Source organism: Sphingobium sp. TomMM35A (genome assembly GCF_054771735.1).
Window position 1 is genome coordinate 1 of the sequence record NZ_BSRC01000003.1, and the last position, 25,849, is coordinate 25,849.

Below are 25,849 nucleotides of genomic sequence, written 5' to 3' on the forward strand. Positions count from 1 at the left end.
ATGAAGGGCATTATCCTCGCCGGTGGCAGCGGCACCCGCCTTTATCCGATGACGCTGTCGATATCGAAGCAGCTCATGCCGGTCTATGACAAGCCGATGATCTATTATCCGCTGAGCACGCTGATGCTGGCGGGTATTCGCGAAGTGCTGATCATCTCCACGCCGCGCGACCTGCCCGCCTTTCAGGCGCTGCTGGGCGATGGATCGCAATGGGGCATGCGCTTCGAATTCGCCGAGCAGCCGAGCCCTGATGGCTTGGCGCAGGCCTATATCATTGGCGCGGATTTCGTGGCGGGCCAGCAGTCGGCGCTGATCCTGGGGGACAATATCTATCATGGCCACGGTCTGCCGGAACTGCTTGCTAGCGCCTCGTCGCGTAAGCAGGGGGCAAGCGTCTTTGCCTATCATGTCCACGACCCCGAACGGTATGGCGTGGTGAGCTTTGATGAATCCAAAAGGGCCATCAGCATTGAGGAGAAGCCGACGCTTCCCAAATCCAACTGCGCCGTCACCGGTCTGTATTTCTATGACGAGCAGGTGGTGGACATCGCCGCCAATTTGGAGCCGTCACCACGCGGCGAATTGGAGATCACCGACGTCAACCGCGTCTATCTCGAGCGTGGGCAGCTGAATGTAGAGATCATGGGCCGCGGGTTTGCTTGGCTTGATACGGGCACGCCTGACAGCCTGCTTGATGCGGCGGAATTCGTCCGCGTTCTGGAGAAGCGGCAAGGGTTTAAGATCGCCAGCCCGGAGGAAATCTCATTCCGGCAAGGCTTTATCGGTGCGGCTCAGCTGGAGCAGGCGATCGCCAAGCTCGGCAAGTCAGATTACGGCCGCTATTTGCAGGGGATATTGACCGAGGCCTGAAGAGCTACCAGCGGTGTGAAATAATTTAGAAGGCGTAGATCAGAGTTGCGGCTCTTGACCAAGACGCTTGCCGCTGCAACCTTCTGAGCATGACGCCGATAGAACGCGCAGCTCGCGCCCTGTGCAAACTCGATGGCCACGCCGATGATGATGAGCGCCAGGGAAAGTCCTTGTGGCGCAGCTATCTGCCACAGGCGCAGGCCGTGCTGGAAGCGATCCATGAGCCGAGCCTGCGCATGACGGAGGCGGGAGCCGCAGTTATCCGATATGTCGGTCCAGAGGAATCGCAGTCAGGCTATCAGGGCGATGCGGCGAATGTTTGGCGCTTCATGATCGACGCGATGCGTGAGGATATTTCGCCGAAGCTCTGACTGGATCAACGAATTAAATCGCAGCGGTAACCCTCAGAGCGCCAATATGGCCGCTATTTTCGATCCCAAGAGCTTGGCGATTAGAAGGCCGAACCCTGCCGCTCGGAGATGGTCTATGCTCATCTCAGCGCGCTTCATGACGTAAAGAGTCGCCCTTCCTACGGCGAAACAGGCGATTAGGCTGTTACAGACGGATCGGCTCGGGCCTTAGCTGGGATCTGCCAGTCCAGAAAATTCGCGCTGGTCGTAATATCGGATCTTCTCCACGAGCAACGGAGGCTGCCCCTGGAGCATCAGCAGTTGGTCGGTGGGCCGCATCCGCATGATTTCGTCAGCGCTCATAAGGTTGCGGGCGCTGATCTGCGTGTTGACCGAGCGGGTGAGCTTGCCGCCGTCGATCATGCTGGCCCTGGAATAACCCGCCGTCTGATATTCGAGGGTTTCCTGGCCCAGCGTCTTGGACAGCAGTTCGGCCGTGGCGAGGTCGTTCACCCCGAACGCCTGAAACACCCCGGCGTTTGACAGGAAGGTGCCCGCCCGCTCGCCATAGAGGGCACGCAACTGGTGCATGTCCTGCAAGATCGGCCAGAGCTGCACTCCATATCCGGCCATCAAGCCCATGGCGCGCTCGACAGGCTCCAGCCTGCCCAAGGCGGCAAACTCATCAAGCAGGAACAGGACGGGCCACGCCGGTTTGGCGGGCGAGCGGGCCATGTCGGTGAGCGCCTGGCCGACCAGCAGGCGTAGCCAGCGAGAATAGGCGTCGAGCCGGTCAGGAGGGAGGCACAGAAACACCGTGGAAACCCCTTCCTTCAACTCTGCGAAGGTGAAGTCCGATGCCGCTGTGCTGGCGACGATCCGGGGGCTGTCGAGAAAATGGGTGTGCCGCTGGGCCGAGGACAACACCCCTGCGGCCTCGCGATCGGACTTGCCGAGTTGGCGGTTGGCGGCACGGGCGATCAGGCCACCCGCGCCGCGGCTGTCCTGCATGAGGGTGAGCAGATCGGCGAACGCCTTAGGGGCGAGCGTCAGATAGTCCCGCACGGTCGCCAGGGTGCGATGCTCGCGCTCTTCATGGACCACGGCATAGAGGATCAACCCGGCGATCAGCGCCTTGGCTTCCTCATTCCAATGGGCATCGCCGCCTTGTCCCGCTGGATCATGCACCAGGGCGTCGGCCAGCGTCATCGCATCTTCGGCCAGGTCGAGGCTGGCGGGGTCGAGTCGGTCGAGCGGATTGTATCGGGCAGGGGGTTGCCCGGAAACTTCGAACGGGTCGAGACACCAGACCGTGCCCTTGGTGGCGCGCGCCCTGGCGGTAACGCGGGCATTCTCCCCCTTGGGATCAATGCAGATCACCGAGCGGTCGAGGGTGAGCAGATTGGGAATGATGGTGCCCACGCCCTTGCCGCTGCGTGTCGGGGCCATGGTCAGCAGATGGGCCGGACCATCATAGCGCAGCAGCTTGCCGGATTTCGCCGATCGCCCGATGAGCAGATCACCGCCGTTGGTTTCAAGGCCGCGCACATCGGCCCGCGATCCGAAGGAAGCGGAGCCGAGCAGATCGTTGCGGCGCATCCCCTGGTTGAACTTCCAGACCGCGACCCCGAAGGCGACCAGCGCGGCCCAGGCGATGGTGCTGGCGATGGATTCCGGGAGCAGCTTGCTGAGCAACCATTGCGTGCCGATCAGAACAATAATGCCGCCGCCGACCGCGAAGCCGCCGCTGATACCCCGTTCACCCCCGACCAGCGGCACCGCCATCATTCCTTCTCCTTCAATCGCTTGAGCAGAGGGCCATCAGCATGGCGCGCTCAGTTCCGCTTCCGTATCGAATGCGCGGTGGCCGCGCCGCTTCCAGAGCGCCAAAATGTTCCCATCCTCCCGCGCTTTGGCGGCCAGATCGAGCAGCGCGCCATAAAGCGTCGCCCGGTCATCATCAGCGAGATCGACAAGTCCCGCTTTCTGAACAAGCCCGCCCAGTTCAATCAGGTGGCGCGTGCGCTCCCTCCGCTGCATCACCCACTCCCGCGTATCAGTGCGGCGCTGGGCGGCTTCAGCCCGGCGAACGGCGCGCTGCGTTCGCACCATTGTCTTGTCGGTTGCCGCAATCTCATGCGCGAGCCTTCTTCCGCCGCTGTTGAAAAAAAGCTTCGCCCCTCGCGCGCCACGCCTCCCTTGTTTCCGCATCGGGCGCTTCTACCGCCGCAATGAGGGCGCCGGCGAGCACATGAACATCAAGCATATCGGCCCCGGTCACCGTCACCAGCTGGCCGAGCTGCTCGACCTTTTTCGCCTTGCTGCTAAGCTGCGAGAATCATTAGGTAATGGCGATCTACCATTTCTCAGCCAAGGTCATCAGCCGTGCCAATGGGTCAAGCGCGGTGGCGTCGGCCGCCTATCGTTCGGCGTCCGAATTGCAGGACGAGCGGCTTGGGCGTGCCCATGATTTCTCGAACAAGGCAGGCGTCGTTCATTCCGAAGTGCTGCTGCCCCAAGGGGCGCCCGAGCGCCTGACGGACCGCGCGACCTTGTGGAATGAAGTCGAGGCAGGGGAGAAGCGCAAGGATGCGCAGCTGGCGCGCGAAGTGGAGTTCGCTATCCCGCGCGAGATGAACCAGGCACAGGGCGTTCAGCTCGCCCGTGATTTCGTCGAAAAGCAGTTCGTCAAACGCGGCATGGTCGCAGACCTCAACGTGCATTGGGACATAGGCAAGGACGGTCAGCCCAAGCCGCACGCTCATGTGATGTTGTCGATGCGCGAAGTGGGGCCCGATGGCTTCGGCAAGAAGGTGCGTGAGTGGAACGGTACGGAGCTGCTGAAGGAGTGGCGGGAGGCATGGGAAGACCATGTGAACGAGCGCCTTGCCGAACTGGATATCGATGCGCGGATTGATCATCGGACGCTGGCGGCGCAGGGGATCGACCTTGAGCCGCAGCACAAGATCGGCCCTGCGGGATCGCGGCGATTGGAGCGTGGCGAGGGCGCCGAACGGGCCGAAGATCATGTCCGGATCGCGCGGGAGAATGGCGAGAAAATCATCGCCAATCCGTCGATCGCCCTGGACGCGATTACGCGGCAACAAGCCACTTTCACGACACGCGATCTCGCCATGTTCGTGCACCGGCACAGCGACGGGAAGGCGCAGTTCGATGAGGCTCTAAGAGCGGTGCGGTCCAGCCCCGAACTGGTGGCATTGGGGATCGACGGGAAGGGAAATGACCGCTTCACGTCCCGCGACATGATTGCGGCTGAGCAGCGGTTGGAAGGGGCCGCCGATCGGCTCGGAGGCCAGGCGCAACATGGCCTCGCCGATCGGCACAGCCACGACGCATTGGCGGCCGCCGAAGCGCGGGGGCTTGTCCTTTCCACGGAGCAGCGCGGAGCGCTGGAGCATATCACCGGCAGGGAGGGGCTGGCGTCTGTCGTCGGCTATGCCGGGACGGGCAAATCGGCGATGCTGGGCGTGGCGCGCGAGGCTTGGGAGGGTGCGGGCTATCAGGTCTACGGCGTGGCACTTTCGGGCATTGCGGCGGAAAATCTGGAGAGCGGTTCGGACATTGCCTCCCGCACGATCGCGAGCATGGAATATCAGTGGGAACAGGGGCGCGATCAGCTGGGTCCGCGTGACGTGCTGGTGATCGATGAGGCGGGAATGATCGGCACGCGCCAGATGGAGCGGGTGCTGTCCCATGCCGCCGACGCCGGGGCCAAGGTGGTGCTGGTCGGCGACCCTGAGCAGTTACAGGCGATCGAGGCGGGTGCGGCCTTCCGCAGCCTGGCCGAGCGCCATGGCTGGGCCGAGATTGGCGAGATACGCCGACAGCGCGATCCATGGCAGCGAGACGCGACCAAGGCGCTGGCGACAGGTCGGACGGGCGAGGCAGTCCATGCCTATGAGCAGGGCGGCATGGTCCATGCGGCGGAGACGCGTGAGCTGGCGCGGGCTGAGCTGATCGACCGCTGGGATGCACAGCGGCGCGTCGATCCCCACCAGAGCCGGATCATCCTCACCCACACAAATGCCGAGGTGCGCGACCTTAATCTCGCCGCGCGTGAGCGGCTGCGCGATGCTGGTGAACTTGGCGCGGATGTGGGCGTAGCGGCCGAGCGGGGCGCGCGCGATTTCGCCAGCGGCGACCGCATCATGTTCCTGAAGAATGAGCGCGGGCTGGGCGTGAAGAATGGCACGCTGGGGCGGATCGAAACCGTGTCGCCGGAGCGCATGGCGGTGCGGCTCGATGACGGGCGCAGGCTAGCCTTTGACTTCAAGGATTACGCCCATGTCGACCATGGCTATGCCGCCACCATCCACAAATCGCAGGGGGTGACGGTCGATCGCACCCATGTGCTGGCGACCCCCGGCATGGACCGCCATTCGGCCTATGTGGCGCTGTCGCGGCACCGCGATGGGGTGCAGCTTCATTATGGCCGTGACGATTTTGCCGACCAGCGCCAGCTTGTGCGCACGCTCGGCCGTGAGCGGACCAAGGATATGGCGTCGGATTATGCCCGCGATGCCGACGGGCTGCGTCGCGCTTTTGCTGGCCTGCGCGGGCTGTCGGGTGAGATCCGCTTGCCCGATGCGCGGCCCGAGCGGCGTGGCATGTTCGACGGCTTGCGGCTGTCGCGTGCTGCCTCACCGACGATGGAGCCACCCGCCGCTGACCGGACGCGGGTGCGGGCGGTGGAGCGTGTGGCGCGGGCCACAGAGGCCATATCCCAGGCGCAGGAGAAGGGCGCGCCCGTTCTGGAGCATCAGAAAGTCGCGCTGGAGCAGGCGCGCACAGCGCTCGATCAGGTCCAGCCCAATGCGTCACGCGACATGAGCGCGGTGATCGAGCGCAATCCTGGCTTGGTCCGCGAGGCAGCATCGGGGCGTAGCGGCCCCATGCTCGCCGCCATGACGCAGGAGGCGCGCTTGCGGGCCGATCCGCATCTGCGCGCCGCACAGTTCGTGAAACGCTGGCAGGGGCTTCAAGCAGAGTATCGCACTGGCGACAGGGCAGGCCGCGAGAAGGCAGGCGAGGCTATGGCCGGCATGGCGAAAAGCCTGGAGCGCGACCCGCAAATGGAGGCGGTGCTGCGCGGGCGGGCGCGGGAGCTGGGGCTCGAAATGGGCATGGACCGTGGGCGTAACCTCGGCCGCCAGCTGACCCAAGGATTGGGGCTGGGCCGGGATCGCGGCCTCGAACGATAGGAGGAAGAATGGACCAGTATCGCGAGGTCGAGCAGGACGACCCGGTCGCGGCGTTTGAGCAGCTGCGCGGCGAGGTGGCGTTGCTGCGCCGGGCGGTGGAAGGGCTGACGGCCGCGCGCGAGTCCATCGACATTCCCGATTATGAGCCGACCCTGGCCCGCACCGAGAAGCTGCTGGGCATACTGGTGACGCAGGTCGATGCTATGCGCAAAAGCCCCGCCATGACGCTGACGCCCGAGACGATCGGGAGCCGACTGAACACCTCCGTCAAGGAAGCGGTGAACGCGGTGCAGGGTCAGGCGCAGGCGTCGAAAGCGGCGCTGGATGGCGCGGTCGGCGATCTGCGCAGGCTGGCAGGCTCGGTGCGTCAGGCGAAAGAGCAGATGCGTTGGCTACTCATTTCCGGTGTCGTTGGACTGGCATTGGGTCTGTTGCTCTATGCTGCGCTGGCGGGGCCGATTGCGCGAATGATGCCTGCAAGCTGGCACTGGCCCGAGCGCATGGCCGCGCGGGTGCTAGGCAAAGACACAATCTGGAACGCAGGACAGCATCTCATGGCCAGTGTCTCGCAACCGAGTTGGGATGCCATCGCCGACGCCGCCAATCTCGTCCGTGACAATCGCGAAACGATCGAGAGGTGCCGCAAAGCCGCCGTCAAGGCGGAGAAGGCCGTGCGCTGCACAATCGAGGTGAAGGGCGAGTAGGTCCCTCTTACTGATCATGCCCAAGAGCATGCGCGGCCGTCGACAGCGACATCACCTCGATGCCATTTCCCAGCGGGAAAGTCTCAGATCCGGGATAAATCAGGATACGGCGGTCGGGACTCAGATCTTCGCAGGCCGAGTGGAAGCCGCGTTCGACCTTGGGCGAGAGGCTGCGCTTGACATCGAACACCCATAGGCGGCCATCGGGGTGCCGAAGGAGCAGGTCGATCTCCGCGCCGACGGATGTGCGGTAAAAATAGGTTTCCGTCCCCTCCGGCGCCGCGGCCACCAGGCTTTCAATTACAAAGCCTTCCCAACTCGCGCCTGCAACGGGGTGGCCAAGGACCGCTTCCCGATCCGTCAGGCCGAGCAAAGTATGAACAAGCCCGCTGTCCCGGACATAGACACGGGGCGACTTCACTAGGCGCTTGGCGCCGTTGCTGTGCCAGGGGGCAAGTCGGCGGACGAGCAATAGATCGACAAGCAGGTCGAGATAATTGGCGACCGTCTGGGATGTGACCCCGAGGCTGCGGGCGAATTCCGAAGCATTGAGCAGGCCGGATTGATGATGAGCCAGCATTGTCCAGAAGCGGCGCAAGGTTTCTGCCGGGATTCGCGGACCTATCGCCGGGATCTCCCGTTCGAGATAGGTTCGTATGAAATCCTGCCGCCAGCGTTGGCTCGATCGGTCCGATCCTGCCAGATAGCTGTCGGGAAACCCGCCTCTGATCCAGAGCCGTTCGATATCTGGCCCCGCTATTTCCAGCGCGTCCAGCGGCCCCATTTCCAGATAGCTGATCCGCCCGGCCAAACTTTCACCCGACTGAGCAAGAAGGTTCATGGATGCCGAGCCCAGGAGCAGGAATTGCCCCGCTCGCAATCCCTTGCGTCGCCCGCGGTCGATAAGGCCGCGCAAAAGCCGGAAAAGCTCGGGCACCCTATGCACCTCATCAAGGATGACGAGCTTGTCCTCATGGGCGGAAAGATAGAGTTCCGGTTCGGTCAATTTTGCCCTGTCAGCCTCTGATTCCAGGTCGAGATAGAGCGATGGCCGGGCTTCGCCGACCTCTTGCGCCAGCGTTGTCTTGCCCACCTGCCTTGGGCCGAGCAGCGCGACGGCAGGGCTATGGGCAAGGCGATCAACCAACTGTGTTTTGATATGACGCTCAATCATTCTTGCAATATTCAATCTTCAATTGAAATTTGGAAGGATAATGCGAAGCTCCATTCGCGGCGCTTTGGGGCTCTTAAAGGCAAGATCGCCATCGATGAACGTTTCGACGAGCCGTTCCTCAATGAGGAGCTTGTTGGGATCTGGCTTGAGGTTCCCAGATGCATTCGTGCTGATCACGAGATGATAGCGGGCATAACGGCGCTCACCAGTCCGCTGTAGCGCACCCAGTTCGACGAGTTCAGCCAGATCGCGGGTGGCGGTTGCCGATGTGGCGTCGGTGATCGTGCGATAATTATGTGCACTCAAGCCGCCAATGAAGCCGTCAGGTCCTTCGGCCAGCATGCGAATAAGCGCCTTTTCCTGTCGCGCATTGATCTTGCCGCGCAGTCGCTCAAGCAGGCGGGTCTTCTCGATCAGGAAACGGATGCTCGCGATGGTGCGGGCCTGCGCTTCCAGAACGATGCTGGCAAACCAATATAACCAGTCATCAATCTGGTTGCTCTGACTGGCTCGTTGCAGCTCGGCATAATAGGCCTTCCTGTGTCGATTGATGGTAGCAGAGAGTGCTGTCAGCGTGGGCGCTTCTAAGCTTTGAGCTAGAGCCTTCTCGGCAATGGCGCGGCCCAGGCGACCGTTACCGTCCTCGAACGGATGGATCGTCTCGAACCAGAGATGCGCAATGCCCGCGCGCGTGATCGCTGGGAGGGGAGCAGAGCCTTGCGGGGAACTATCGTTGAACCAGGCGATAAATTGCACCATCTCCCCTGATACCTGATCTGATGGCGGCGCTTCAAAATGGACGCGCGGTGCGTGGAGCGCACCGGACACGATCTGCATGGCGTCGGCATGGGTGCGATAAGCGCTGATATCGGCCAGATCGCGACGACCGTTCATCAGCATGCTATGCCATTCAAACAGAAGCTGATCGCCTAACGGCTCGGCATATCGTCTATAGAGGTCCACCATAAGCTCTGCTGCCCCGGCTTCCGCGGGGTTTGACCGGCGCTTGGCCGAAGCAAAGCCAAGCTGTCGCGCGATGGAGGACTGGACGCTTGCGCGGTCCAGCACTTCTCCTTCGACAGCAGAGCTATCGACTATTTCTTGGGAAATCAGCTCGATCGCTATGCCTTGGCGCGCCTCGCCGTCGAGATGGTGCAGCGATCCAACGATAACGCCAGCCCCTTTTATGAAACGCTCTTCTGCGGCACGCAGGGACGACTGCTCGAAGCTGAACTGAGGCCAGTCGGACAGTTGCCAATTCCAAAGCATGATCGATGAAACACCTTTCTATCGATCACAATATCGCAGAAAATGATTGATAGAAAGCAACCCTGTCGATCGAAGCCTAATCGTATCGCCTCTCATTAAATCCGCACCCGCTCGACCTCGGCAAGGCTGATCTCATCCCTTCGCCGGTCGTAGATCTGCGTGGTGCGGGTCGAACTGTGATTAGCCATGGCGGCGGCGTTTTCTAGCGTTCCGCCATTCTTCAGATAAGTGGTGATCCCGGTTGCGCGGAAGCTGTGATTGCCGATGCGGGTTGCGATGCCCGCGGCCTTGGCGCGGCGGCGGACCATGGCGTGGGCGTCGGGTTGGGATAGTGGGGTTTCGCTCAGCCGCTTCGTCTCGCGACTGATGGTGCGGAACAGGGGCGCCTTGGCTTCGGTCAGTCCGCAGGTTTCGATATAGGCGAGCAGATATTCCTCCAACTGGTGGTGGCAGGGCATTTCATGCCGCTTGCCGCCCTTTTCATGCAGGCGCAGCCAATGGCGGCGGCCTTGGACGAACACATCCTCCCGCTTCATGGCGAGCGCCGCACCGACACGCGCGAAGCTGTAGACCATGAGGCCGATCAGCGCCCGATCGCGCAGGCCTGCTTGTGTCGAAATGTCGATCGCGTCGAGTAGCGCGCGGGCTTCCTCCGCCTCCAACACGGGGGTGCGTCCGGTGCGCGCGCTATGGGCGGGGCCGCGTACGCTCGACGCTGGATTGAAGGGGATGATCTGGCCGACCACCAGCCAGTCGAACAGGTTACGCACCGCGGCGAGGCGCAGCTTGACCGTGGGCGTAGATAGCGACTGACCCAGTTCTTCGATCCAGCCCGCGACATGAAGCGGCGCAATCTCGCCCAGGTCGCGCACGCCATGGCCGAAGCACCAGTTGAGGAAGTCGCTTGCAGCTCGCGCATAAGCGCGCCGCGTGTTGAGGTTGCGGATGTTCGCCGCGAAAAATTCAAGGAAGCGCATCCGCGTGGCTTGTGAAGCCTCGGCAATGATCACCGGCGCGGAGGAAAGAGAGATGAGGCCGGTCATCAGAGGCGCTTGGCGAACGGTTTCATGGCGCGGAGCCTAACTATCCATCATCCTCTGATAAAGGACATTATCAAAGGATGATGTACATTTATGCGCAAGCTGGTAAATCGCGTCATTGAATCGGGATAATGACATAAAATGCAAAGAGAGGCATAAACAGAAAAGAGGGCAAATTTGGTGGTTAGGGGTTTGGGTAGAAATTATGACCATACAGGTAAATGTCACCGCAAATGGCCGCATGAGCCTTCCAGCTGATGTTAGGAAACGTTTGGGCCTTACAGGCGGCGGGGCGCTGATCGTGGAGGAAACGCCTGATGGCGTCATTCTGCGCACGGTTGCCCAATCCGTCGCCCATGCGCGTGCGCTGGCCCGCAAATATACTGCTGACAAGCCGGAGGCATCGGTCGATAGCTTTCTCGCTAACCGTCGCACGGAAAGCGGCGAATGACGGCGATCGTTCTGGACGCCTCGGCCTTGCTCGCCATGCTGCGCGATGAGCCGGGCGGTGACAAGGTGGCGGGTGCACTCATTGGCTCACGCATGTGCACTGTAAATCTTGCCGAGGTGATTAGCCACTTTGTGCATAATGGCATGCCTCCCCAAGAAGCGGACGCGATGTTGCGGCCCCTGCCCGTCACCTGGGTGGAGGCGGATGCGGAGCTCGCGAAAATCGCAGGCCATCTGCGCGCCGCAGCGTCCGAAGCAGGATTGTCGCTCGGTGATCGCTTCTGTCTGGCCTTGGCTATTCGTGACAGTCTGCCAGCCTGGACGGCAGACCGACAGTGGGCCTCAATTGCCGAGACAATCGGCGCCAAGGTGAAGATCGTTCGTTCTCTTAAACGATCAAGCCAATGATCCAGCAGAGCGCCTTATTCTGCTTCTGCTGGTCCGTTCGTGTGAACTCGCACGAGCAGCACCCTTAAGCATGTAGAGACAAATGTCGACACGCGAAATGTTGGGGCGTATCGTAAATGTCGATACATGGAGGTAGGAATGCGAGTTCAGGTCAAGAAGTGGGGCAACAGCGCTTCCGTTCGTATTCCGGCATCGATCATGGCTGCGACGGCGCTCCACATTGATCAGGAGGTCGATATACGAGAGGAAGAAGGGCGAATTGTAATCGAGCCTGTCCTATCACCAGCCTATGACTTGGACGCCCTTCTGGCTCGAATGACGCCAGATACTTTTCCCGAACCTGTCGAGTTCGGTTCACCTGTCGGAAATGAATTCTGGTAATGGCCGCTTATGTGCCGGATATCGGCGATATCGTTTGGCTGGAATTCGATCCGCAGGCTGGCCATGAACAGGCGGGCCATCGCCCGGCGCTTGTACTGTCGCCGGCGAAATACAACGGTTTGAGAGGAATGATGATCTGCTGTCCGATGACAACGCGGATCAAAGGATATCCCTTTGAAGTTGTTGAGAGCCGCGACCCTCCCAGCGTCGTCCTCGCCGATCAGGTGAAGCGTCTGGACTGGCGTGCTCGTCGAGCGACCAAAAAAGGCAAAGTGTCCAAGGCCACACTGGCTGATACTCAAGCTAAAATCCGTGCCCTCCTCGTCCTATAGAGATATCATTCAAATTTGAATGATTTTCCTCCAGATGTGGACTATATCCAGATCTGGAGGGAGTTATGCCGCACTTATCGCATGACGTAAGCTCGACCGAGCCTGTTCTAGACCTTTCTCGTTTCGAGCCGTCGAACCGGCGCCGCCTTAGCGCCCCTGCCCTGCGCACCTTCCTGGCAATTGCCGATCTCTGGGGCTTGAACGAGGAACAGCGACGGCTGATGCTGGGCTATCCGTCGCGCTCTACCTTCCATAGCTGGTGCAAGCAGGCGCGGGAGCATGGGTCCATTACGCTCGATGTCGATGTGCTGACCCGAATCTCAGCTGTGCTCGGCATTCACCAGGCGCTCACGGTGCTTTTCAGCGAAGAGCGTGACGCCGTTGCCTGGCTCTGTCAGCCGCATGATGCGCGCGTTTTCGGGGGCAGGCCACCGCTCACGCTCGCTACCAATGGGACGCAGGATGGCTTGATGACGGTTCGCCGCTTTCTGGATGCGGCGCGGGGCGGCCTTTATATGCCCCCCACTGCGGCAGAGGCCGACTTCGCACCTTATGAGGATGATGAGATCCTCTTTCAGTGACGGAGATATTCGCCGCAGCGCCGTACCCAAGTTATCGGCTGATCCCATCACGCTTTCCGCCGATCGGGCTGTTCGACACGGTTGCGACGGCAGCGGATGCGCAGGCTGTCATGGAGCTTGCCGGTTGGACCAACGACCGCCTTGTCGCTGATCGACTGCACCGCTTGCCACAAGCCCATTGGGTCTATGGCCGACCCAATAGCAGCGTCGTCATGGCGGCATTTTTACATACTGCGCCCGACGGCTTGCGCTTCAATGGGCCGGAACTGGGCGCATGGTATGCTTCCAAGGAAATCGAAACGGCCGCCGCTGAGGTCGGGCATCACCTCCGCCGCGAAGCCATCGCCCGCAATGTGCCAGGCATGAGCCGAACCTACAGGGCTTATTCGGCCAAGCTGGCGGGTGAGGATTATCGCGACATAAGAGGGCTACAGAGCAATCATTCCGATCTTTACCGTCCCGACAGCTATGCCGCCGCGCAGCTCTTTGGCGAACAGGTCCGATCCGAAGGAAAAGCAGGCATCATCTTTGACAGCGTGCGGCGTCGAGGCGGCACCAACATGGTGGCCTTTATTCCGCCCCAGATCACGAATGTCATGCAGACCGACCATTTCGAGATTAGCGTGGAAGCCCGCGCGCGGGCCATCAACGTCCGCCGCTTGCGCCTGTAGCAAGGACAGGCCCCCTACCCTGTTGCAACGGCCATAAGCCGGTACTCCACCCCGATCCGTCGCCGCGCGCCGCGCCGCTTCCTGACTATCGCCCGGACATGGTGCCGCGCGGAGGACGCGTCCGGAAAGCTGCGCCTTTGCCGCTGTCCCTTGGCGCCGATCCGTCCCCAGCAGGTTTCGACCACATAGTTGCCGAACAGGTCGATGCTCATCCAGATGCTATAGTCGCGCGCGATATTATGGGCCGGGTCCAAGGCGCGCAGGTGGATCAGGCGGGAAGGAAACGCGTGCTCCATCGCCATAGGATAGGCATAAGCGCCCTACCCGTCTTACGACTTGTCTGACTCAGTGCCGGTCCATTGATTCACTGTCCCGATCAGCGGAACCGCAGCAGTTGGATATTGCAGAGCCTCCGAAAAGATGGCAGGGCGCATGGCCTGACGGGCGGGTATAGCTCAATGGTAGAGCACTAGCCTTCCAAGCTTGTGATGCGGGTTCGATCCCCGCTACCCGCTCCAGTCTGAATCCGGGTTTCCAATCCCGACAGCTTTCGCCTTCATCAGCAAGTCGCTGTTTCAACTCCGATCTTGGCTACCAGCGTCATTGCGCCATGTTCGGCTTCCGGAAGTCCGCGATAGGTATCGCTCGCTACCTTGATGATGCAGTGGCCCGTGAGCGTCCCGATATTCACTGGCCCAAGCTTTGCATCGAGCAGGTGAACACCAAGGATCGCGGCAGCCTTCGCCATCTAGCGATCCTCCTCTTCGTCCTCACCAAGATCGACGAACAACTCGTCGAACGTCGAGCGCACCGGTTGATTGAAGTCGATGCCCCGCGTGCCTTCGACCTGATCACGAATGGCGCTTGCTTGAGACCTTGGCACCAAGAGGGGCACCAGATCGAGCGCATCGCAGATTTCGGCGAATAGTGTCAGGCGGTCGCGGCCTTGGCGTCCGCCGATCAGATCACGTTCCAACTCAGAAATGCGTGCGCGATCGCGACCAAGCCGCTGCGCCAAACCCAGTTGACTCATCGAGCGCCGCTCGCGGCAGCAGCGCAACTGCTCTCCCAAGAGAGCAAATATATCCTTCTGCATGCGGAATTCCGCTCGAACTACAAGACTGTGCGGAATATCGCTACATATTATCAGAAACTCAAGCGGAATTCCGCTCACTTACCGCTAAGGGCGGCATTAGGCTCAAGCATGCCTTTTATGGAGGCCTTGACGATGTGCTAAGCTGCCGGATCGGGTTTCTTTGTCGTGATGGCTGGGCACGGCTTCAGCGGACGCTGGAACAGGCGCGCCCTGTTTCCCCTCCTCCCGCAGAGCCTTGGCTACAGAACAGCGCCTGTTGCTTTTGCAGGATGCCATGCATATCCTGCACATATGCGGGCCGGGCCCCTCTGGCGATTGCTTGAACAGCGATCGTGATGTCGGACCGCATCGAGCGCGCTCGATGCTGGTCGATTACTATAGTGCCCGATCACTCAAAGCCGCTCGTTGTCTGGACTGGAACGAGGAGGCTCATGGAATGCCCGAAGATCGCGACCTTATCGTCGTTGCTCCGCTTGGGCGTCTCGCCGATCGCAAAGCGGCAAGCGTCCTCATCGGTCCTGCACCTGAGAAACTCGGCCAATGGGCAAAAGGATTTCCGATGATTGGAACTAAGTTTCGCACCGCCGGCGCGCTCGCCATGAGCCTGGCAGTCGCCGTCATGATCGCAAGCCCCGCCGATGCACGGCGCGGGGGCAGCGCCGGTAGCAGAGGCTCGCGAACTGCGATCGCGCCGCCGGTAACGAAGACCGCGCCTAATCAGGCGGCGCCGGTACAGCGGACCATGACCGATAAGCCTGCTCCCGGGCAGGCGAATGCTGCGGCCGCTCGTCCGGGAGCTACGAACAGCCCGAGCCGGTTCGGCAATATGGCAAAAGGCCTGATCGGCGGCCTCGTCATGGGCGGTCTTATCGGGATGTTGCTCGGCAACGGCTTTGGCGCCTTGGCTGGCAGCGGGATGCTGATGGCTTTGCTCCAGATCGCCCTGATAGGTGGACTCATCTGGTTCGGGATCAAAATATTCCGTCGCCGGTCCCAATTGGCCCCTGCCGGGATGCCCGCTTCTTCCCAATATTCCGCAAATGCTTTCACCGGCGCGCCGCAACAGCCGCTTTCGGCGTCGGCCTTCCCCTTGCGTCCGGTTGAACCCCAGACCCACGAGATTGCGATCACGAGGGAGGATCAGCAGAGCTTCGAACGTCTGCTGACGGATGTGCAGGATGCGTTCGGACGTGAGGATTATACGCAGCTGCGCGCCTACACCACGCCGGAAATCATGTCCTACCTTGCCGAGGAACTGAGCCAGAACGCCACAAAGGGCCAGCGGAACGAGGTGTCCGCAACCGAACTGCTTGATGCCGAAGTCGCAGAGGCCTGGAGCGAAGATGGCTCAGACTATGCGACCATAGCGATGCGCTACCAGAGCATCGACATCATGCGTGACCGGAATAGCGGCGAGGTGATTTCTGGTGATCCGCATCAGCCGAGCGTGACGACCGAGCTTTGGACCTTCGTCAGAGACGCCCGCAATCCCTGGCGTCTGTCGGCGATCCAGGAGGCGTAATTTACAGACCTGACCGTCGCGATGGTCAGGTCAAAATTTGCGTGGTGCGGCGACGCTTAGCTGGTGGCGAAATGCCGCAGGTCATCCAGTGTGCAAGCGTTCCATAGGTCGCAAGCTTTTCCAGAAGTTCGCCTGAAGCGGCTCCTTCGCCAAAGCCGAGCTGACGCCAGTATTCTGCCGCCCCTTCGACAGCAACCAATTCCACGCTGCCTAAGCGCGCGCGCGCAATGAGCTGCCGGCCGACCTTTAGCCCGCGTTTCGCTGGCGCAAAGTAAGCGTGGGCTGGAGGCCGCAGATCAGGCGGCTTCGGCGATCGGTTGCTGATCTGGTCGCCAATTCCACGGCATGAGTTCATCCCAGCGAGCGGCAGGCCAGTTGCCGGCGATCTTGGCGATAACGTCGGCAATATAGGCCTGTGGTTCGAGGCCGTTGAGCTTTGCGGTCTCGATAACGGAGTAGATGGCCGCCGCCCGATCGCCGCCTGCCTTTGATCCGGCGAACAGCCAGTTTTTACGGCCCAAGGCCACGCATCGCATGGCACGCTCCGCAATGTTGTTATCGATCTCCAGACGCCCATCATCGAGGAAGCGCGTGAGCGCCACCCAGCGCTTGCGGCCATAGGCGATCGCTTTCGCCATCTCGGACTTGGGCGAGAGGCGGCGCAGGGCATCGTCAAGTGCTTGCCGCAGATCATCGATCAACGGCTGAGTGCGGTCGTGCCGGCTTCGTCGGCGGATCTCGGGTTGCTGGCCTTGAACCTCTGCCTCGATCTCATAGAGTTGGCCGATGCGTTCTAGCAGGTCGGTGGTGAGCGGCGTCGGCTTGGTGGCGTGGATGTCGAATATCTTCCGCCGGAAATGCGCCCAGCAAGCAACCTCGGTGACGCGGTTCGTGTCGTAGAGCTTGTCATAACCGGCGTAACCATCAGCCTGCAGGTAGCCGGCGAAGTTGGCCAGCTGACGCTGGGGATGCGCACCGGTGCGATCGGTGGTGAACTCATACCAGACGAGCGAGGGGGTCGTAGCGCCCGAGCCACGATCATCGACGGCGTAAGCCCAAAGCCTGCCGGTGGCCGTCTTGCCCCGGCCCGGATCAAGCATGGGAACAGGCGTATCGTCGGTATGGATCTTTGAGGCGGTGAGGCCCACCTCGCGAATGCGACTGACGATCGGGTCGAGCAGCACGGATGCCTGTCCTACCCAGCCCGCCAGTGTCGATCGGTCGATCTCGACCCCCTGCGCAGCCATGATCTCGGCCTGGCGGTAAAGCGGCAGATGATGGTCGAACTTGGAGACGACAACGTGGGCCAGCGTGCCGAAGGTCGCCTTGCCGCGCGCTATCGCCTTTACCGGCACGGGCGCCTGGACGATCTTCTCGCAGGACCGGCAGCTATACTTGGGCCGGATGGTCCGAACGACACGCCATTGCACTGGCACGGCATCGAGCATCTCGTCGCTATCCTGCCCCAGAGGCCGCAGCGCTCCGCCGCAATCTGGACAGGTGCAACTGCCCTGTTCGGGCTCGATCCGCTGTTCCTCCCGCGGCAGATGAGCAGGCAGCGCACGAACAGGCGACGGCCGATCAACCTCTGCCGGATCGGCCCGGCGGGCGGCGGCGACGATGGCCTCGCCTTCGAGCTCTTCGAGCGCAAGCTCAAGCTGTGCGATCTGAGTGTCGAGCTTCTCGGACGACTTGCCGAACTGCATCCGCTTGAGGCGCGCGATCTGCACGCGCAGCGTGTCGATCAGGATGTCTCGGGCAGAAATATCGGCATGGGCGGCCGCCAAAGCAGCTTCGAGCTCGGCGATCCGAGCGTCTTTATCAGCGGTGGAAAGGCCTGCGTCCGACACCGCGACCCTATAGCGGAACAGACGCCGCAATGCCAGAAAAAGCGCCGGAAAATGGGCGTTTTTAGCCCGCGAGTGATGGGGTGAAAGTGCGTTCCGGCCGCCGCCAGTCGATGCCTTCCAGAAGCATGGAAAGCTGGGCCGCCGTCATCACCACCGAACCGGTCTTGGTCGATGGCCAAATGAACCGGCCTCGGTCCATCCGCTTGGAGAAAAGGCACATGCCCTGACCGTCATACCAGAGCAGCTTTACCAGATCACCGCGCTTCCCTCGAAAGGCGAACAGCGCACCGGAATGCGGGCTCTGCTCCAGAACTTGCTGCGTCATCACAGCCAAGCCGTCAAAACCCTTACGCATATCTGTTGCGCCGCAGGCCAGGAATATCCGCGTTGAGGGCGGCAGCGGGATCATTGCGTCAGGACGCCGATCACCCGCGACAGGGCATCGGCATCGACGGTGGCGTCCACGTTCACCCTGATGCCAGACGGCAGCTCGATGCCGATCACTCCCTCGCTGCGTGCTGCGACCGTTGGCCCAGGCAAGGCCAGCTGATCGCTGATCTGCACCTCCGCAAAGGCAGGCTTGATCGACTTGCGCACCCCGGCGAGCTCACCGGACATCGCCTGTCGCCGCCATGTGTAGATCGAGCCGCTGCCGACGTCATGGCGTTCACAGGCCGCGCGCACGCAGCCCTCCGGGCCGAATGCATCCTGCAGCACGGCCAGCTTCTGCTCTACCGTCCACCGCCGCCGGCCTGACACCCGGCTAACGATCTCTATCCGACTACTCATACGACCGCTCGTATGAGTAGTCGCTGCGCTGCTCGCTGAATCTTCAATCTCGTCCGACACCGGCCACCCCGCTTAAAGAGCGGCAATCATCCCGGCTAATGGGCGCTGCGCAAGGCGGTCGCCAGACCCCGCTTACGGCGCAAAATCATGTATGAAGAGCGCTTCGCGGATAGCCAGTGCCTGCTCAGCGACATTGATGCTTTCGTGGAACGCCTCGTAAGCCCGTACTACCAGAGAGAAAGATCAGGTCGGCATTACGGAGAGCTCATCCGATCAGTGTCAAAGCCGTTGCTTCCCGGAACCGCAGCGATCAGGCGTTCTCTCACTCGGGGGTCTGGAGGCGCATGACGCCTTCAACGCTGTCCGACCTAGAGCCTACTGCGCCGATTCTCTTAATCCGCCAAGCCGGAGATTACCGCATACGCCCGCACCGTAATCTAAAACGATATCCTGTGGATATCCTTTCAGTATCCTTGTTATGCAGGAACATCAGTATTTCTAATCGACCTATGGCGGCATATCTTTAAGAGCTAGAGAAATGGGGGAAACATCGATCTCGACCAGGCGCGTTGACCCATTGGTCAGCCCTAAGTCCGAAGGGGCGAGTGGTTGGCACGCCATGTCTATTCCATCAGGCTGGATCTGGACGTTCCTTGTTGCTTGGTTGGGCGGCAGCCAGCTGCTGCTGTGGCGGTTTCTCGATATCGCGCCGGCTTGGGCCTACGCTCTTGGTGGCACGGTCATAGCGGGGCTCTGCATCTTCACGGTCAGGATCATCAGGGACATAGGGCACGCCCGCATCAGCCTGGGTACGCTGCTGACCTGCTTCCTAATCGCGCTCGGTCTGCTCGTGTTGAGCGGCGAAGGCCGTTTCTTCTACGCCAATGCGGACTGGCAGGTGCGCTTTGCCGTTCTGCGGGACATGGCCGTCAATCCGTGGCCGTTCGTATACACGGCGAGGCCAGAGCCGGATCTGCTGCGCGCCCCGATCGGCATGTTCCTGGTGCCCGCGCTGGCCTTCAAGGCCTTTGGCTCCCGCGCTGGCGATATTGTCCTGCTGATGCAGAATGCAGCCTTGGTTGCGTCATTGCTCGCCTTGGGAAGCCAGCTCTTTTCAGGTCGGCGCGCCCAGTTCATCGTGCTCGCTGTCTTTCTCTGCTTTTCCGGCATGGATGCGGTTGGCAACCTGCTGCTGCAAGGAAAACTTGCCGATCACATGGAGCAATGGGCGGGGATTCAATATTCCTCAACCATCACCCTGCTTTTCTGGGTACCGCAGCACGCTGTTTCAGGATGGGTGGGCGCAATCGGTTATATGCTTTGGCGCGATGGGCGTCTGCCGTTGGCGCCCTGGCTGGCGCTGCTGCCGTTGACTGCGCTTTGGTCGCCTTTGGGGCTGATGGGCACTATGCCATTTGTAGCGTTGGCGGGGATGCGGACGTTGATGGCTCGCGCGCTGCATTGGCAGGATGTGGCGATCCCCGCGATTGCGTTTCTCTTATGTCTGCCGACGCTTGTTTATCTAGGTGCAGCAGGAGACGGTGTCGGTGTCCGCTTTTTGTCGATCCCGTTGGGGCGCTGGCAAGTTTTTCAGGCGATCGAAACGCTTCCCTTCCTCATCCCCTTGATACTCGCCGGCAAAGCAGTCCGCTTTGGCAGGGAAAGCCTGTGGCTAGCAGGTGCATGGCTGATGCTCATCCCATTCGTGCAGATCGGGTGGTCTATCGACTTCATGATGCGGGGATCAATCACAGCGCTAGCCATCGTTGCGATCATGGTAGGCGATCTACTGGTGCAGCGACATGCGATGCGGCTCTGGCTTGGTACCGTGCTGGCGATCGGCAGTCTCACAGGCCTGGCGGAGATCCGTCGCGCGCTGGTCAGACCGGCGGCACCGACAGTGCATTGCACTTTCTTCAAGGCTTGGGACCAGAACTTTTCCGCTTTCCCTAAAGGTTCCTATCTGGCCCCAATAACCAAGGTGCCGCCCCTTATCCGCCCTGCGTATCCTGCCCCTGCCCCAGCCAAGGAACCAGCACGATGCTGGGACGGGCCGTGGCCTTTACGTTAAGCTGGACGCTGTCAGGATGACAAAATGGCGTAGAGCGACAAGCCCAGTGGGAAAGAGATGCGGTTTAAAAGGTGCCGCTCTGCGGCAAATACCCGCTGGAGCGCAGCGTTGACGAGCGGCGATGGGCGCGCGTCCAACGGCGTGTTGCGCCGTAACAGCTGATGCGCTGCCCGCTGCGCGACCGCGAGTGGGAAGAGCAGGCTGTTGAAATGGCCCGAAGCCTCGATCTTCAGACCTGCACCTTCAGCAACCTTCTGCAGCCCCTCCAGCGTATAGCGGCGCTTGTGGTGGTGCAGCACGTCATGATCGGACCAGAGCCAAGGCGCGGCGGGAACCGTGAGCAGGATGCGACCCTCTGGGGAAAGCCTCGCGCCCAAGGCCTTTAGCGACGCTTCGTCGGCATCGATATGTTCCAGCACGTCGAGCAGCGCGATCATGTCGTAGCGATTGTCGCCAAAGCCGATGGCGTCAGGCAAAGCGCCTGCTTCTACCCGGCAAAGTCCGCGCGCGGCGGCCAGGGCGCGGGCCTCCGCGTCATATTCCATCGCGTCGAGCTCACCATATTGCGCCAGTAGGCTCAAATTGCCGCCCGTCCCGCAGCCTGCTTCGAGAATCCGGGCACCAGACGGCAGTCGAACATGGGAGCGAACCAGACTGTCGATGATCGCGCGCCGGGCGACGAACCACCAATGATCCTGCTCCTGTGCGCTCATGCTCGCATAGGCTGAGCGGTCCATCTTTCTTCTTCCTTCAGTTGGGGTTGGATCGCGGGCGGCGCTGCAGGCTCGCTTTCCTCGGCCACAACATAGAGCGGCCGATTGCGTACTTCCTGTGCGACACGGCCCAGATATTCGCCGATGATGCCAAGGCTCATCAGGTTAAGGCCGCCCAGCATCAGCACGGCGACCATGATAGAGGCATAGCCCGGCGTATCCACCCCAGTAAGCAGCGTGTGCAGCACCAGGAAGGCGGCATAGGCAAAGGCCATCAAGGCGATGCCACCGCCAATATAGGACCAGATGCGCAAGGGCATGGTGGTGGAGGCAGTGATACCGTCAATCGCAAGTCCCCAGAGCTTGCTGACCCGCCACTTGCTTGTTCCGGCTTCGCGAGGCGCGCGTTCATAATCGACAGTGGCGACGCGGAAACCCACCCAAGAAAAAAGCCCTTTGGTGAAGCGGGCCTGCTCGCCAAGCTGCTTGATGACATCGACGGCCTGTCGGTCGAGCAACCGGAAATCACCAACATTTTCAGGGATGGGATGCTCGGAAAGGCGATTGATCAGGCGATAAAAGCCTTGCGCGCTCCAACGCTTGAACCAGTCGTCGCTCGACCGGTCCGAGCGGCGCGCGTTGACCACCTTTGCGCCTGCCAGCCAATGTCGCGCCATCGCGACGATGACTTCGGGTGGATCCTGCAGATCGACGTCAATCGGGATAACGGCATCCCCCCTCGCCCGATCGATACCGGCGGCGAGTGCAGCTTCCTTACCGAAATTGCGAGACAAGGTGACATGGCGGACGTCGGGGTTCAGTCGTGAAAGAACCGTCAATATGTCGGCGGTCCGGTCCGTGCTGCCATCGTTGACGAACAGGAATTCGGCGCAGGCATCGGGTCCGATGAGCTCGAGAGCTTGGGCTACGGCGGGGCGCGCTACATCCAGGAACAGCGAGATGCTCTCCTGCTCATTGAAGACTGGAACGACGATCGACAGCGAAATGCGCATGATATTGCTTGGCCCCGCCCGAAAACAGCCCCTGCTATCGGCCAGAATGGTTAACGGATGGTGAGGGCCAGTCTCAGGTTAAAGGCAAAATTTACCATGAGCGTGGCATGAGAGGGCATGTCCGGTTTCAGAGTCATCATCGTCCGGCCCGTTGTCGCTCTGACGCTGACAGGCATCGCCTTGTTGCTGCCCAGCTTGCTTTGGGGGCCTGGCGCAACTCATTCCCATCTTTATAACGCCATGTGGATCAGCCATTTCGGCGATCAAATGGCGGCGGGCCACTTCTATGAGCGGTGGCTGCCCGAAAGTTTTGAGGGGCTTGGCAGCCCCACCTTCTATTTCTATCCGCCGCTTGCCTATTGGGTGGCAGGCGGGCTCCACGCGATAGGCCTTAGCATCTTTCAGGCGATAAACGGCGCGGGCTTGCTGATGCTGATCGCATCGGGCCTCGCTATGTATTGCTGGCTTTCGGCACGAGGAACGCATCCGCTGCTGGGTGCCACTCTCTACATGGCTGCCCCCTATCATCTGTGTGACTTCTATGTACGCGGCGCGCTAGCCGAGTTCGCGGCCTTCATCTGGCTGCCGCTGATCGCGCTTGGGATAGAGCGCCTACCGCAGCGGCGCGGCCTTCTCCTTCTGGCGCTGTCATATGCGGGGCTCGTCATCACCCATTTACCGCTGGCCGTGCTGACCGGTATCTTCCTGATCGCGCCGATGATGGTCCGCCGGGGCTGGCAGGAGCCGAGGGCGCTTTTGTCCGGGGCATCGGCGGGACTGATTGCGCTTGGCTTGTCCGCCTTCTTTCTGCTGCCGGCGGCGACGCTGCAGGAACATATCTCGACCGCCATCCTGTGGACCCAAGGTTATCGGGCGACCGATTGGTCGATCTGGAACGCAAGCTTCCAGCTGTTTCCCTGTCTTGCGCTAGCGCTCATCATACTGGCTTGGCCGGCGCGTTCCTTTTGGTCAGTGCTGACGGTCGTTAGTGCACTGGTGGCCGTTCGGCTCATACCATTTCTCTGGGACATCCCCCTGCTCAACAAGGCACAATTTCCTTGGCGGCTAATGTGCATCGTGGAATTTACCGCTATCACCGCACTTCTTTCCTGCCGACTGCCGCTGAGGAATTTTGCCGTTGGAGGGTTGCTGCTCGCTTTTCCCTACAGCGTGACGGCTTTGGCGACCCAGGCGATGCTTAAGCTTCCCGTCGATTATGCCCTAATCGACCGGGTGAGGCCCGATGCACCGGAATATCTGCCCAACGGCTTTGATGTCGGACTGGTGGAACCGCAATATCGCTGGACCGATCTGCAAGCCTTCCGGACCCTGCCGCGCGGCGACACAATACAGGTGAAAGAGACTGGGCGCATGACGCTCCACCATGCTGACTTCCCGATATGGCGCATTACGCAGGATGGCTCGCCTATCCCGCACCGAGGGCCCTTGATCAACTTCGATGCCCAGCCCGGCCTTTATCGGGTCGAGCGCGTGACGATCTGGCAGGAGAAGGTTGGCGCGATGATCAGTTTGCTAGCGGCGCTGCTGTTGATACTGACGCAGTTCCCAGTGCGCGCATCAATATTGCTCGTTAAGCCTGATTATAGGCGTGTTCCACCACCTCCATCCTATGGTATCTAGTAGATATCTAACAAGTATCCAGAAATAGAGCAGGTGACCGCCATAAGCATGTGTCGGGCGGGACGAGCAGTAGTGAGGGACACGTGCGCAGGAATATCCTCAGTGCCGCAATCTGCCCTAAGGTAGCTCGAGATGCGCACAAATTGACGATCTGCTATGATCCTGCTGGTGCAGGTTGCCACGCATAAGGAAGGCAGGGGAAGGCTTAAGCGGCCTACTTTCCTCGTCGTAGGTTGACGATGCCTGTGCGTAGTTGAGGAGGCTGGCGGCATTATGATGCTCATCGGTGCAAAAATGACAGCAGGCCACCTGTGTGCAAGCTATGGTGCGATCCGGTTGTAAAATTTACCGCTCACCTCCTCCTTCCGCTGAAAACGATCAGGCGATATTGGACGAAGGCGGCAAGCTACGACTGCGGGCAGTTTATTCAGGCTGGAGGCTGCCAACCTGATAGCGGCGGAACAAATTCGTGCTTTCGAGTAGAAATTGCCAGAGCGGCATAATGGGCAAGGAACGATCATAATGGGCACCCCGCAAGGCGAACTGTTCAAGCTCGACAGCCCCCTTGTCGGCGAGATCCGCGGCGAACGGTCGCTGATGGCCTTCCCCTTCTTTGCGCTCAGCAAAAATGCCTGGATGAAGCCCCTCGCCTACGCGACATCCACCGTTTCGATCGAGGTACGCCCGAGCGCACGGGGCGTGGCGACCATCTACGATAAGGAAATCGTCCTCTACATCGCCAGCCTCATGGCGTCGAAAATCGACGAAGGTGCCGCGGTCTCCCAGGATTTCACCTTCACCGCCCACGACCTGTTCAGCGTCACAGGATCCAACCACAGCGCTCGTTCCTACTCGCGTCTGGCCGATGCGCTGGAGAGGCTGCAGGGCACGCAGATCAAGACGAATATCGAGGCTGGAGGCGAAGGCGAGGACGGATTTTTCTCCTGGTTGTCCGAAGCACGGCTGCAATATGCGCGTTCGGGCAAGGGCGAAAAGCGGCTGAAGGCGGTCAAGGTTCGGCTGTGCGACTGGCTGTTCCGTGCAATCCTGCGCGACCGGCAAGTGCTTGATTATGCGTCGACTTATTTCCAGCTGGGCCCGATTGAGCGCCGCATCTACGAAGTAGCGCGCTCGACCTGCGTTGATGGCGAGCCGCTGGAAATGGACCTCCAGACGCTGAAACTGCAGATCGGTTTTCAGAACCCGCTTTCCAACTTCCGCATCGCCATGCGCCAGATCGCGGCGGCGAATGCCATCCCCGACTATGACATCAGCCTGATCGAGGACGCACCGGCAGACGACGCCCCCCGCAAGGTGGGACGTAGGCCCGCCAAGGCGCGGGTCATCCTCTCCCGTCGCCCGCAGGGTCCTGAACTGATGATCGAGGATCAGGTCGAAGAGGCCTGAAAGCTCCCTTTCCTACCATCGACTTGCAAAGGCTTTGCTCAGCCCTTCCTGATTCGCACCTGCATGCTTTTGGCGGGCTAATTCCTACTCGAAAGCACGAATTGGACCGGTCTAATTCTACTCGAAAGCACGAATTGAGGGGCAATTCCTACTCGAAAGCACGAATCAAACAGGACGAATTTTCGCTTTCCTACTCGAAAGCACGAACCGTAAAGCCTTCCACCACGCGGATATTACTGCGAATATGTTGCAGCTGGCCATGGGGGCTGAGCTGAGATGACTGAAGGGGTGGCTG

The 25,849-nt window shown here is 60.8% G+C and carries 28 protein-coding genes, 1 tRNA gene and 1 pseudogene; 15 read left to right on the top strand and 15 right to left on the bottom strand.

Going from position 1 to position 25,849, the window contains the following annotated elements:
* Positions 1-870: glucose-1-phosphate thymidylyltransferase RfbA (gene rfbA, locus ACYU8T_RS16965; RefSeq protein WP_461160407.1), on the top strand; the 870-nt coding region annotated here is incomplete at its 5' end.
* A gap of 89 nt (positions 871-959) precedes the next feature.
* Complete coding sequence (locus tag ACYU8T_RS16970; protein WP_461160408.1) at positions 960-1,241, top strand: hypothetical protein; 282 nt, start codon at positions 960-962, stop codon at positions 1,239-1,241.
* Between the two features lie 207 nt (positions 1,242-1,448).
* Here the strand turns inward: ACYU8T_RS16970 and ACYU8T_RS16975 are convergent, their stop codons facing one another.
* From ACYU8T_RS16975 to ACYU8T_RS16985, 3 genes and pseudogenes are all read right to left on the bottom strand, one after another.
* Complete coding sequence (locus ACYU8T_RS16975; protein WP_461160409.1) at positions 1,449-3,005, bottom strand: type IV secretory system conjugative DNA transfer family protein; 1,557 nt, start codon at positions 3,003-3,005, stop codon at positions 1,449-1,451.
* 36 nt (positions 3,006-3,041) lie between these two features.
* Positions 3,042-3,260, bottom strand: a complete 219-nt coding sequence (locus ACYU8T_RS16980; RefSeq protein WP_461160458.1) for a conjugal transfer protein TraD — start codon at positions 3,258-3,260, stop codon at positions 3,042-3,044.
* Positions 3,261-3,354: 94 nt separating this feature from the next.
* A pseudogene (locus ACYU8T_RS16985) lies at positions 3,355-3,540 on the bottom strand (conjugal transfer protein TraD); the annotation flags it as partial.
* 28 nt (positions 3,541-3,568) lie between these two features.
* Here ACYU8T_RS16985 and traA point away from each other — a divergent pair.
* Together traA and ACYU8T_RS16995 are read left to right on the top strand one after the other, a co-directional pair.
* Positions 3,569-6,442, top strand: coding sequence for a Ti-type conjugative transfer relaxase TraA (traA, locus tag ACYU8T_RS16990; protein WP_461160410.1), 2,874 nt, complete (start codon positions 3,569-3,571; stop codon positions 6,440-6,442).
* Positions 6,443-6,450: 8 nt separating this feature from the next.
* The gene (locus tag ACYU8T_RS16995) at positions 6,451-7,146 is read left to right on the top strand and encodes a DUF6118 family protein (protein ID WP_461160411.1); all 696 of its coding nucleotides are present in this window, start codon (positions 6,451-6,453) and stop codon (positions 7,144-7,146) included.
* Positions 7,147-7,153: 7 nt separating this feature from the next.
* On the opposite strand, the gene ACYU8T_RS17000 is transcribed toward ACYU8T_RS16995, so the two are convergent.
* From ACYU8T_RS17000 to ACYU8T_RS17010, 3 genes are all read right to left on the bottom strand, one after another.
* Entirely contained in the window at positions 7,154-8,293 is a 1,140-nt protein-coding gene (locus tag ACYU8T_RS17000; RefSeq protein WP_461160412.1) for an ATP-binding protein, read from the bottom strand.
* 45 nt (positions 8,294-8,338) lie between these two features.
* On the bottom strand, positions 8,339-9,589 hold the full coding sequence (locus ACYU8T_RS17005) for a Fic family protein (protein ID WP_461160413.1): 1,251 nt from the start codon (positions 9,587-9,589) through the stop codon (positions 8,339-8,341).
* A gap of 95 nt (positions 9,590-9,684) precedes the next feature.
* Complete coding sequence (locus ACYU8T_RS17010; RefSeq protein ID WP_461160414.1) at positions 9,685-10,632, bottom strand: tyrosine-type recombinase/integrase; 948 nt, start codon at positions 10,630-10,632, stop codon at positions 9,685-9,687.
* Between the two features lie 202 nt (positions 10,633-10,834).
* Between ACYU8T_RS17010 and ACYU8T_RS17015 the strand changes: the two genes are divergently transcribed.
* From ACYU8T_RS17015 to ACYU8T_RS17040, 6 genes are all read left to right on the top strand, one after another.
* Positions 10,835-11,080 (top strand): AbrB/MazE/SpoVT family DNA-binding domain-containing protein, encoded by a 246-nt coding sequence (locus tag ACYU8T_RS17015; RefSeq protein WP_461160415.1) that lies wholly within the window; start codon positions 10,835-10,837, stop codon positions 11,078-11,080.
* On the top strand, positions 11,077-11,487 hold the full coding sequence (locus tag ACYU8T_RS17020; RefSeq protein WP_461160416.1) for a type II toxin-antitoxin system VapC family toxin: 411 nt from the start codon (positions 11,077-11,079) through the stop codon (positions 11,485-11,487). Before ACYU8T_RS17015 ends, ACYU8T_RS17020 begins: the two co-directional genes overlap by 4 nt.
* A gap of 138 nt (positions 11,488-11,625) precedes the next feature.
* Positions 11,626-11,868 (top strand): AbrB/MazE/SpoVT family DNA-binding domain-containing protein, encoded by a 243-nt coding sequence (locus tag ACYU8T_RS17025; protein ID WP_201516681.1) that lies wholly within the window; start codon positions 11,626-11,628, stop codon positions 11,866-11,868.
* On the top strand, positions 11,868-12,200 hold the full coding sequence (mazF, locus tag ACYU8T_RS17030) for an endoribonuclease MazF (RefSeq protein WP_201516682.1): 333 nt from the start codon (positions 11,868-11,870) through the stop codon (positions 12,198-12,200). Before ACYU8T_RS17025 ends, mazF begins: the two co-directional genes overlap by 1 nt.
* A gap of 65 nt (positions 12,201-12,265) precedes the next feature.
* Positions 12,266-12,781, top strand: a complete 516-nt coding sequence (locus ACYU8T_RS17035; RefSeq protein WP_461160417.1) for an MbcA/ParS/Xre antitoxin family protein — start codon at positions 12,266-12,268, stop codon at positions 12,779-12,781.
* The gene (locus tag ACYU8T_RS17040; RefSeq protein ID WP_461160418.1) at positions 12,778-13,452 is read left to right on the top strand and encodes an RES family NAD+ phosphorylase; all 675 of its coding nucleotides are present in this window, start codon (positions 12,778-12,780) and stop codon (positions 13,450-13,452) included. The genes ACYU8T_RS17035 and ACYU8T_RS17040 overlap by 4 nt, the downstream gene beginning before the upstream one ends.
* Positions 13,453-13,466: 14 nt before the next feature.
* Here the strand turns inward: ACYU8T_RS17040 and ACYU8T_RS17045 are convergent, their stop codons facing one another.
* On the bottom strand, positions 13,467-13,754 hold the full coding sequence (locus ACYU8T_RS17045; RefSeq protein ID WP_461160419.1) for a WGR domain-containing protein: 288 nt from the start codon (positions 13,752-13,754) through the stop codon (positions 13,467-13,469).
* A gap of 142 nt (positions 13,755-13,896) precedes the next feature.
* On the opposite strand from ACYU8T_RS17045, the gene ACYU8T_RS17050 reads away from it, so the two are divergent.
* A tRNA-Gly gene (locus ACYU8T_RS17050) sits at positions 13,897-13,970 on the top strand.
* Between the two features lie 41 nt (positions 13,971-14,011).
* On the opposite strand, the gene ACYU8T_RS17055 is transcribed toward ACYU8T_RS17050, so the two are convergent.
* Both ACYU8T_RS17055 and ACYU8T_RS17060 read right to left on the bottom strand, forming a co-directional pair.
* Entirely contained in the window at positions 14,012-14,200 is a 189-nt protein-coding gene (locus tag ACYU8T_RS17055) for a hypothetical protein (RefSeq protein WP_461160420.1), read from the bottom strand.
* Positions 14,201-14,548, bottom strand: a complete 348-nt coding sequence (locus ACYU8T_RS17060) for a helix-turn-helix domain-containing protein (RefSeq protein WP_461160421.1) — start codon at positions 14,546-14,548, stop codon at positions 14,201-14,203. It abuts the gene before it with no gap.
* Positions 14,549-14,867: 319 nt separating this feature from the next.
* Between ACYU8T_RS17060 and ACYU8T_RS17065 the strand changes: the two genes are divergently transcribed.
* Positions 14,868-16,070 carry a TIM44-like domain-containing protein gene (locus tag ACYU8T_RS17065; protein ID WP_461160422.1) on the top strand — a complete coding sequence of 401 codons (1,203 nt, stop codon included), beginning with the start codon at positions 14,868-14,870 and terminating at the stop codon, positions 16,068-16,070.
* A 25-nt stretch (positions 16,071-16,095) separates the two neighbouring features.
* Here the strand turns inward: ACYU8T_RS17065 and ACYU8T_RS17070 are convergent, their stop codons facing one another.
* From ACYU8T_RS17070 to tnpA, 4 genes are all read right to left on the bottom strand, one after another.
* Entirely contained in the window at positions 16,096-16,269 is a 174-nt protein-coding gene (locus ACYU8T_RS17070) for a hypothetical protein (RefSeq protein ID WP_461160423.1), read from the bottom strand.
* 97 nt (positions 16,270-16,366) lie between these two features.
* Complete coding sequence (gene tnpC, locus ACYU8T_RS17075; RefSeq protein WP_461158394.1) at positions 16,367-17,920, bottom strand: IS66 family transposase; 1,554 nt, start codon at positions 17,918-17,920, stop codon at positions 16,367-16,369.
* 61 nt (positions 17,921-17,981) lie between these two features.
* Positions 17,982-18,329, bottom strand: coding sequence for an IS66 family insertion sequence element accessory protein TnpB (tnpB, locus tag ACYU8T_RS17080; RefSeq protein ID WP_011950829.1), 348 nt, complete (start codon positions 18,327-18,329; stop codon positions 17,982-17,984).
* Positions 18,326-18,709 carry an IS66-like element accessory protein TnpA gene (tnpA, locus tag ACYU8T_RS17085; protein ID WP_041380262.1) on the bottom strand — a complete coding sequence of 128 codons (384 nt, stop codon included), beginning with the start codon at positions 18,707-18,709 and terminating at the stop codon, positions 18,326-18,328. Before tnpA ends, tnpB begins: the two co-directional genes overlap by 4 nt.
* 922 nt (positions 18,710-19,631) lie before the next feature.
* Between tnpA and ACYU8T_RS17090 the strand changes: the two genes are divergently transcribed.
* On the top strand, positions 19,632-20,780 hold the full coding sequence (locus ACYU8T_RS17090) for a hypothetical protein (RefSeq protein ID WP_461160424.1): 1,149 nt from the start codon (positions 19,632-19,634) through the stop codon (positions 20,778-20,780).
* An 11-nt stretch (positions 20,781-20,791) separates the two neighbouring features.
* On the opposite strand, the gene ACYU8T_RS17095 is transcribed toward ACYU8T_RS17090, so the two are convergent.
* Positions 20,792-21,517: a class I SAM-dependent methyltransferase gene (locus ACYU8T_RS17095; RefSeq protein ID WP_461160425.1), complete on the bottom strand. Its 726-nt coding sequence runs from the start codon at positions 21,515-21,517 to the stop codon at positions 20,792-20,794.
* Positions 21,490-22,506 carry a glycosyltransferase family 2 protein gene (locus ACYU8T_RS17100; RefSeq protein ID WP_461160426.1) on the bottom strand — a complete coding sequence of 339 codons (1,017 nt, stop codon included), beginning with the start codon at positions 22,504-22,506 and terminating at the stop codon, positions 21,490-21,492. Before ACYU8T_RS17100 ends, ACYU8T_RS17095 begins: the two co-directional genes overlap by 28 nt.
* A gap of 117 nt (positions 22,507-22,623) precedes the next feature.
* On the opposite strand from ACYU8T_RS17100, the gene ACYU8T_RS17105 reads away from it, so the two are divergent.
* Together ACYU8T_RS17105 and ACYU8T_RS17110 are read left to right on the top strand one after the other, a co-directional pair.
* On the top strand, positions 22,624-24,147 hold the full coding sequence (locus ACYU8T_RS17105; protein ID WP_461160427.1) for a YfhO family protein: 1,524 nt from the start codon (positions 22,624-22,626) through the stop codon (positions 24,145-24,147).
* 522 nt (positions 24,148-24,669) lie between these two features.
* Complete coding sequence (locus ACYU8T_RS17110) at positions 24,670-25,554, top strand: replication initiator protein A (protein WP_461160428.1); 885 nt, start codon at positions 24,670-24,672, stop codon at positions 25,552-25,554.
* The last annotated feature ends 295 nt before the right edge of the window (positions 25,555-25,849 follow it).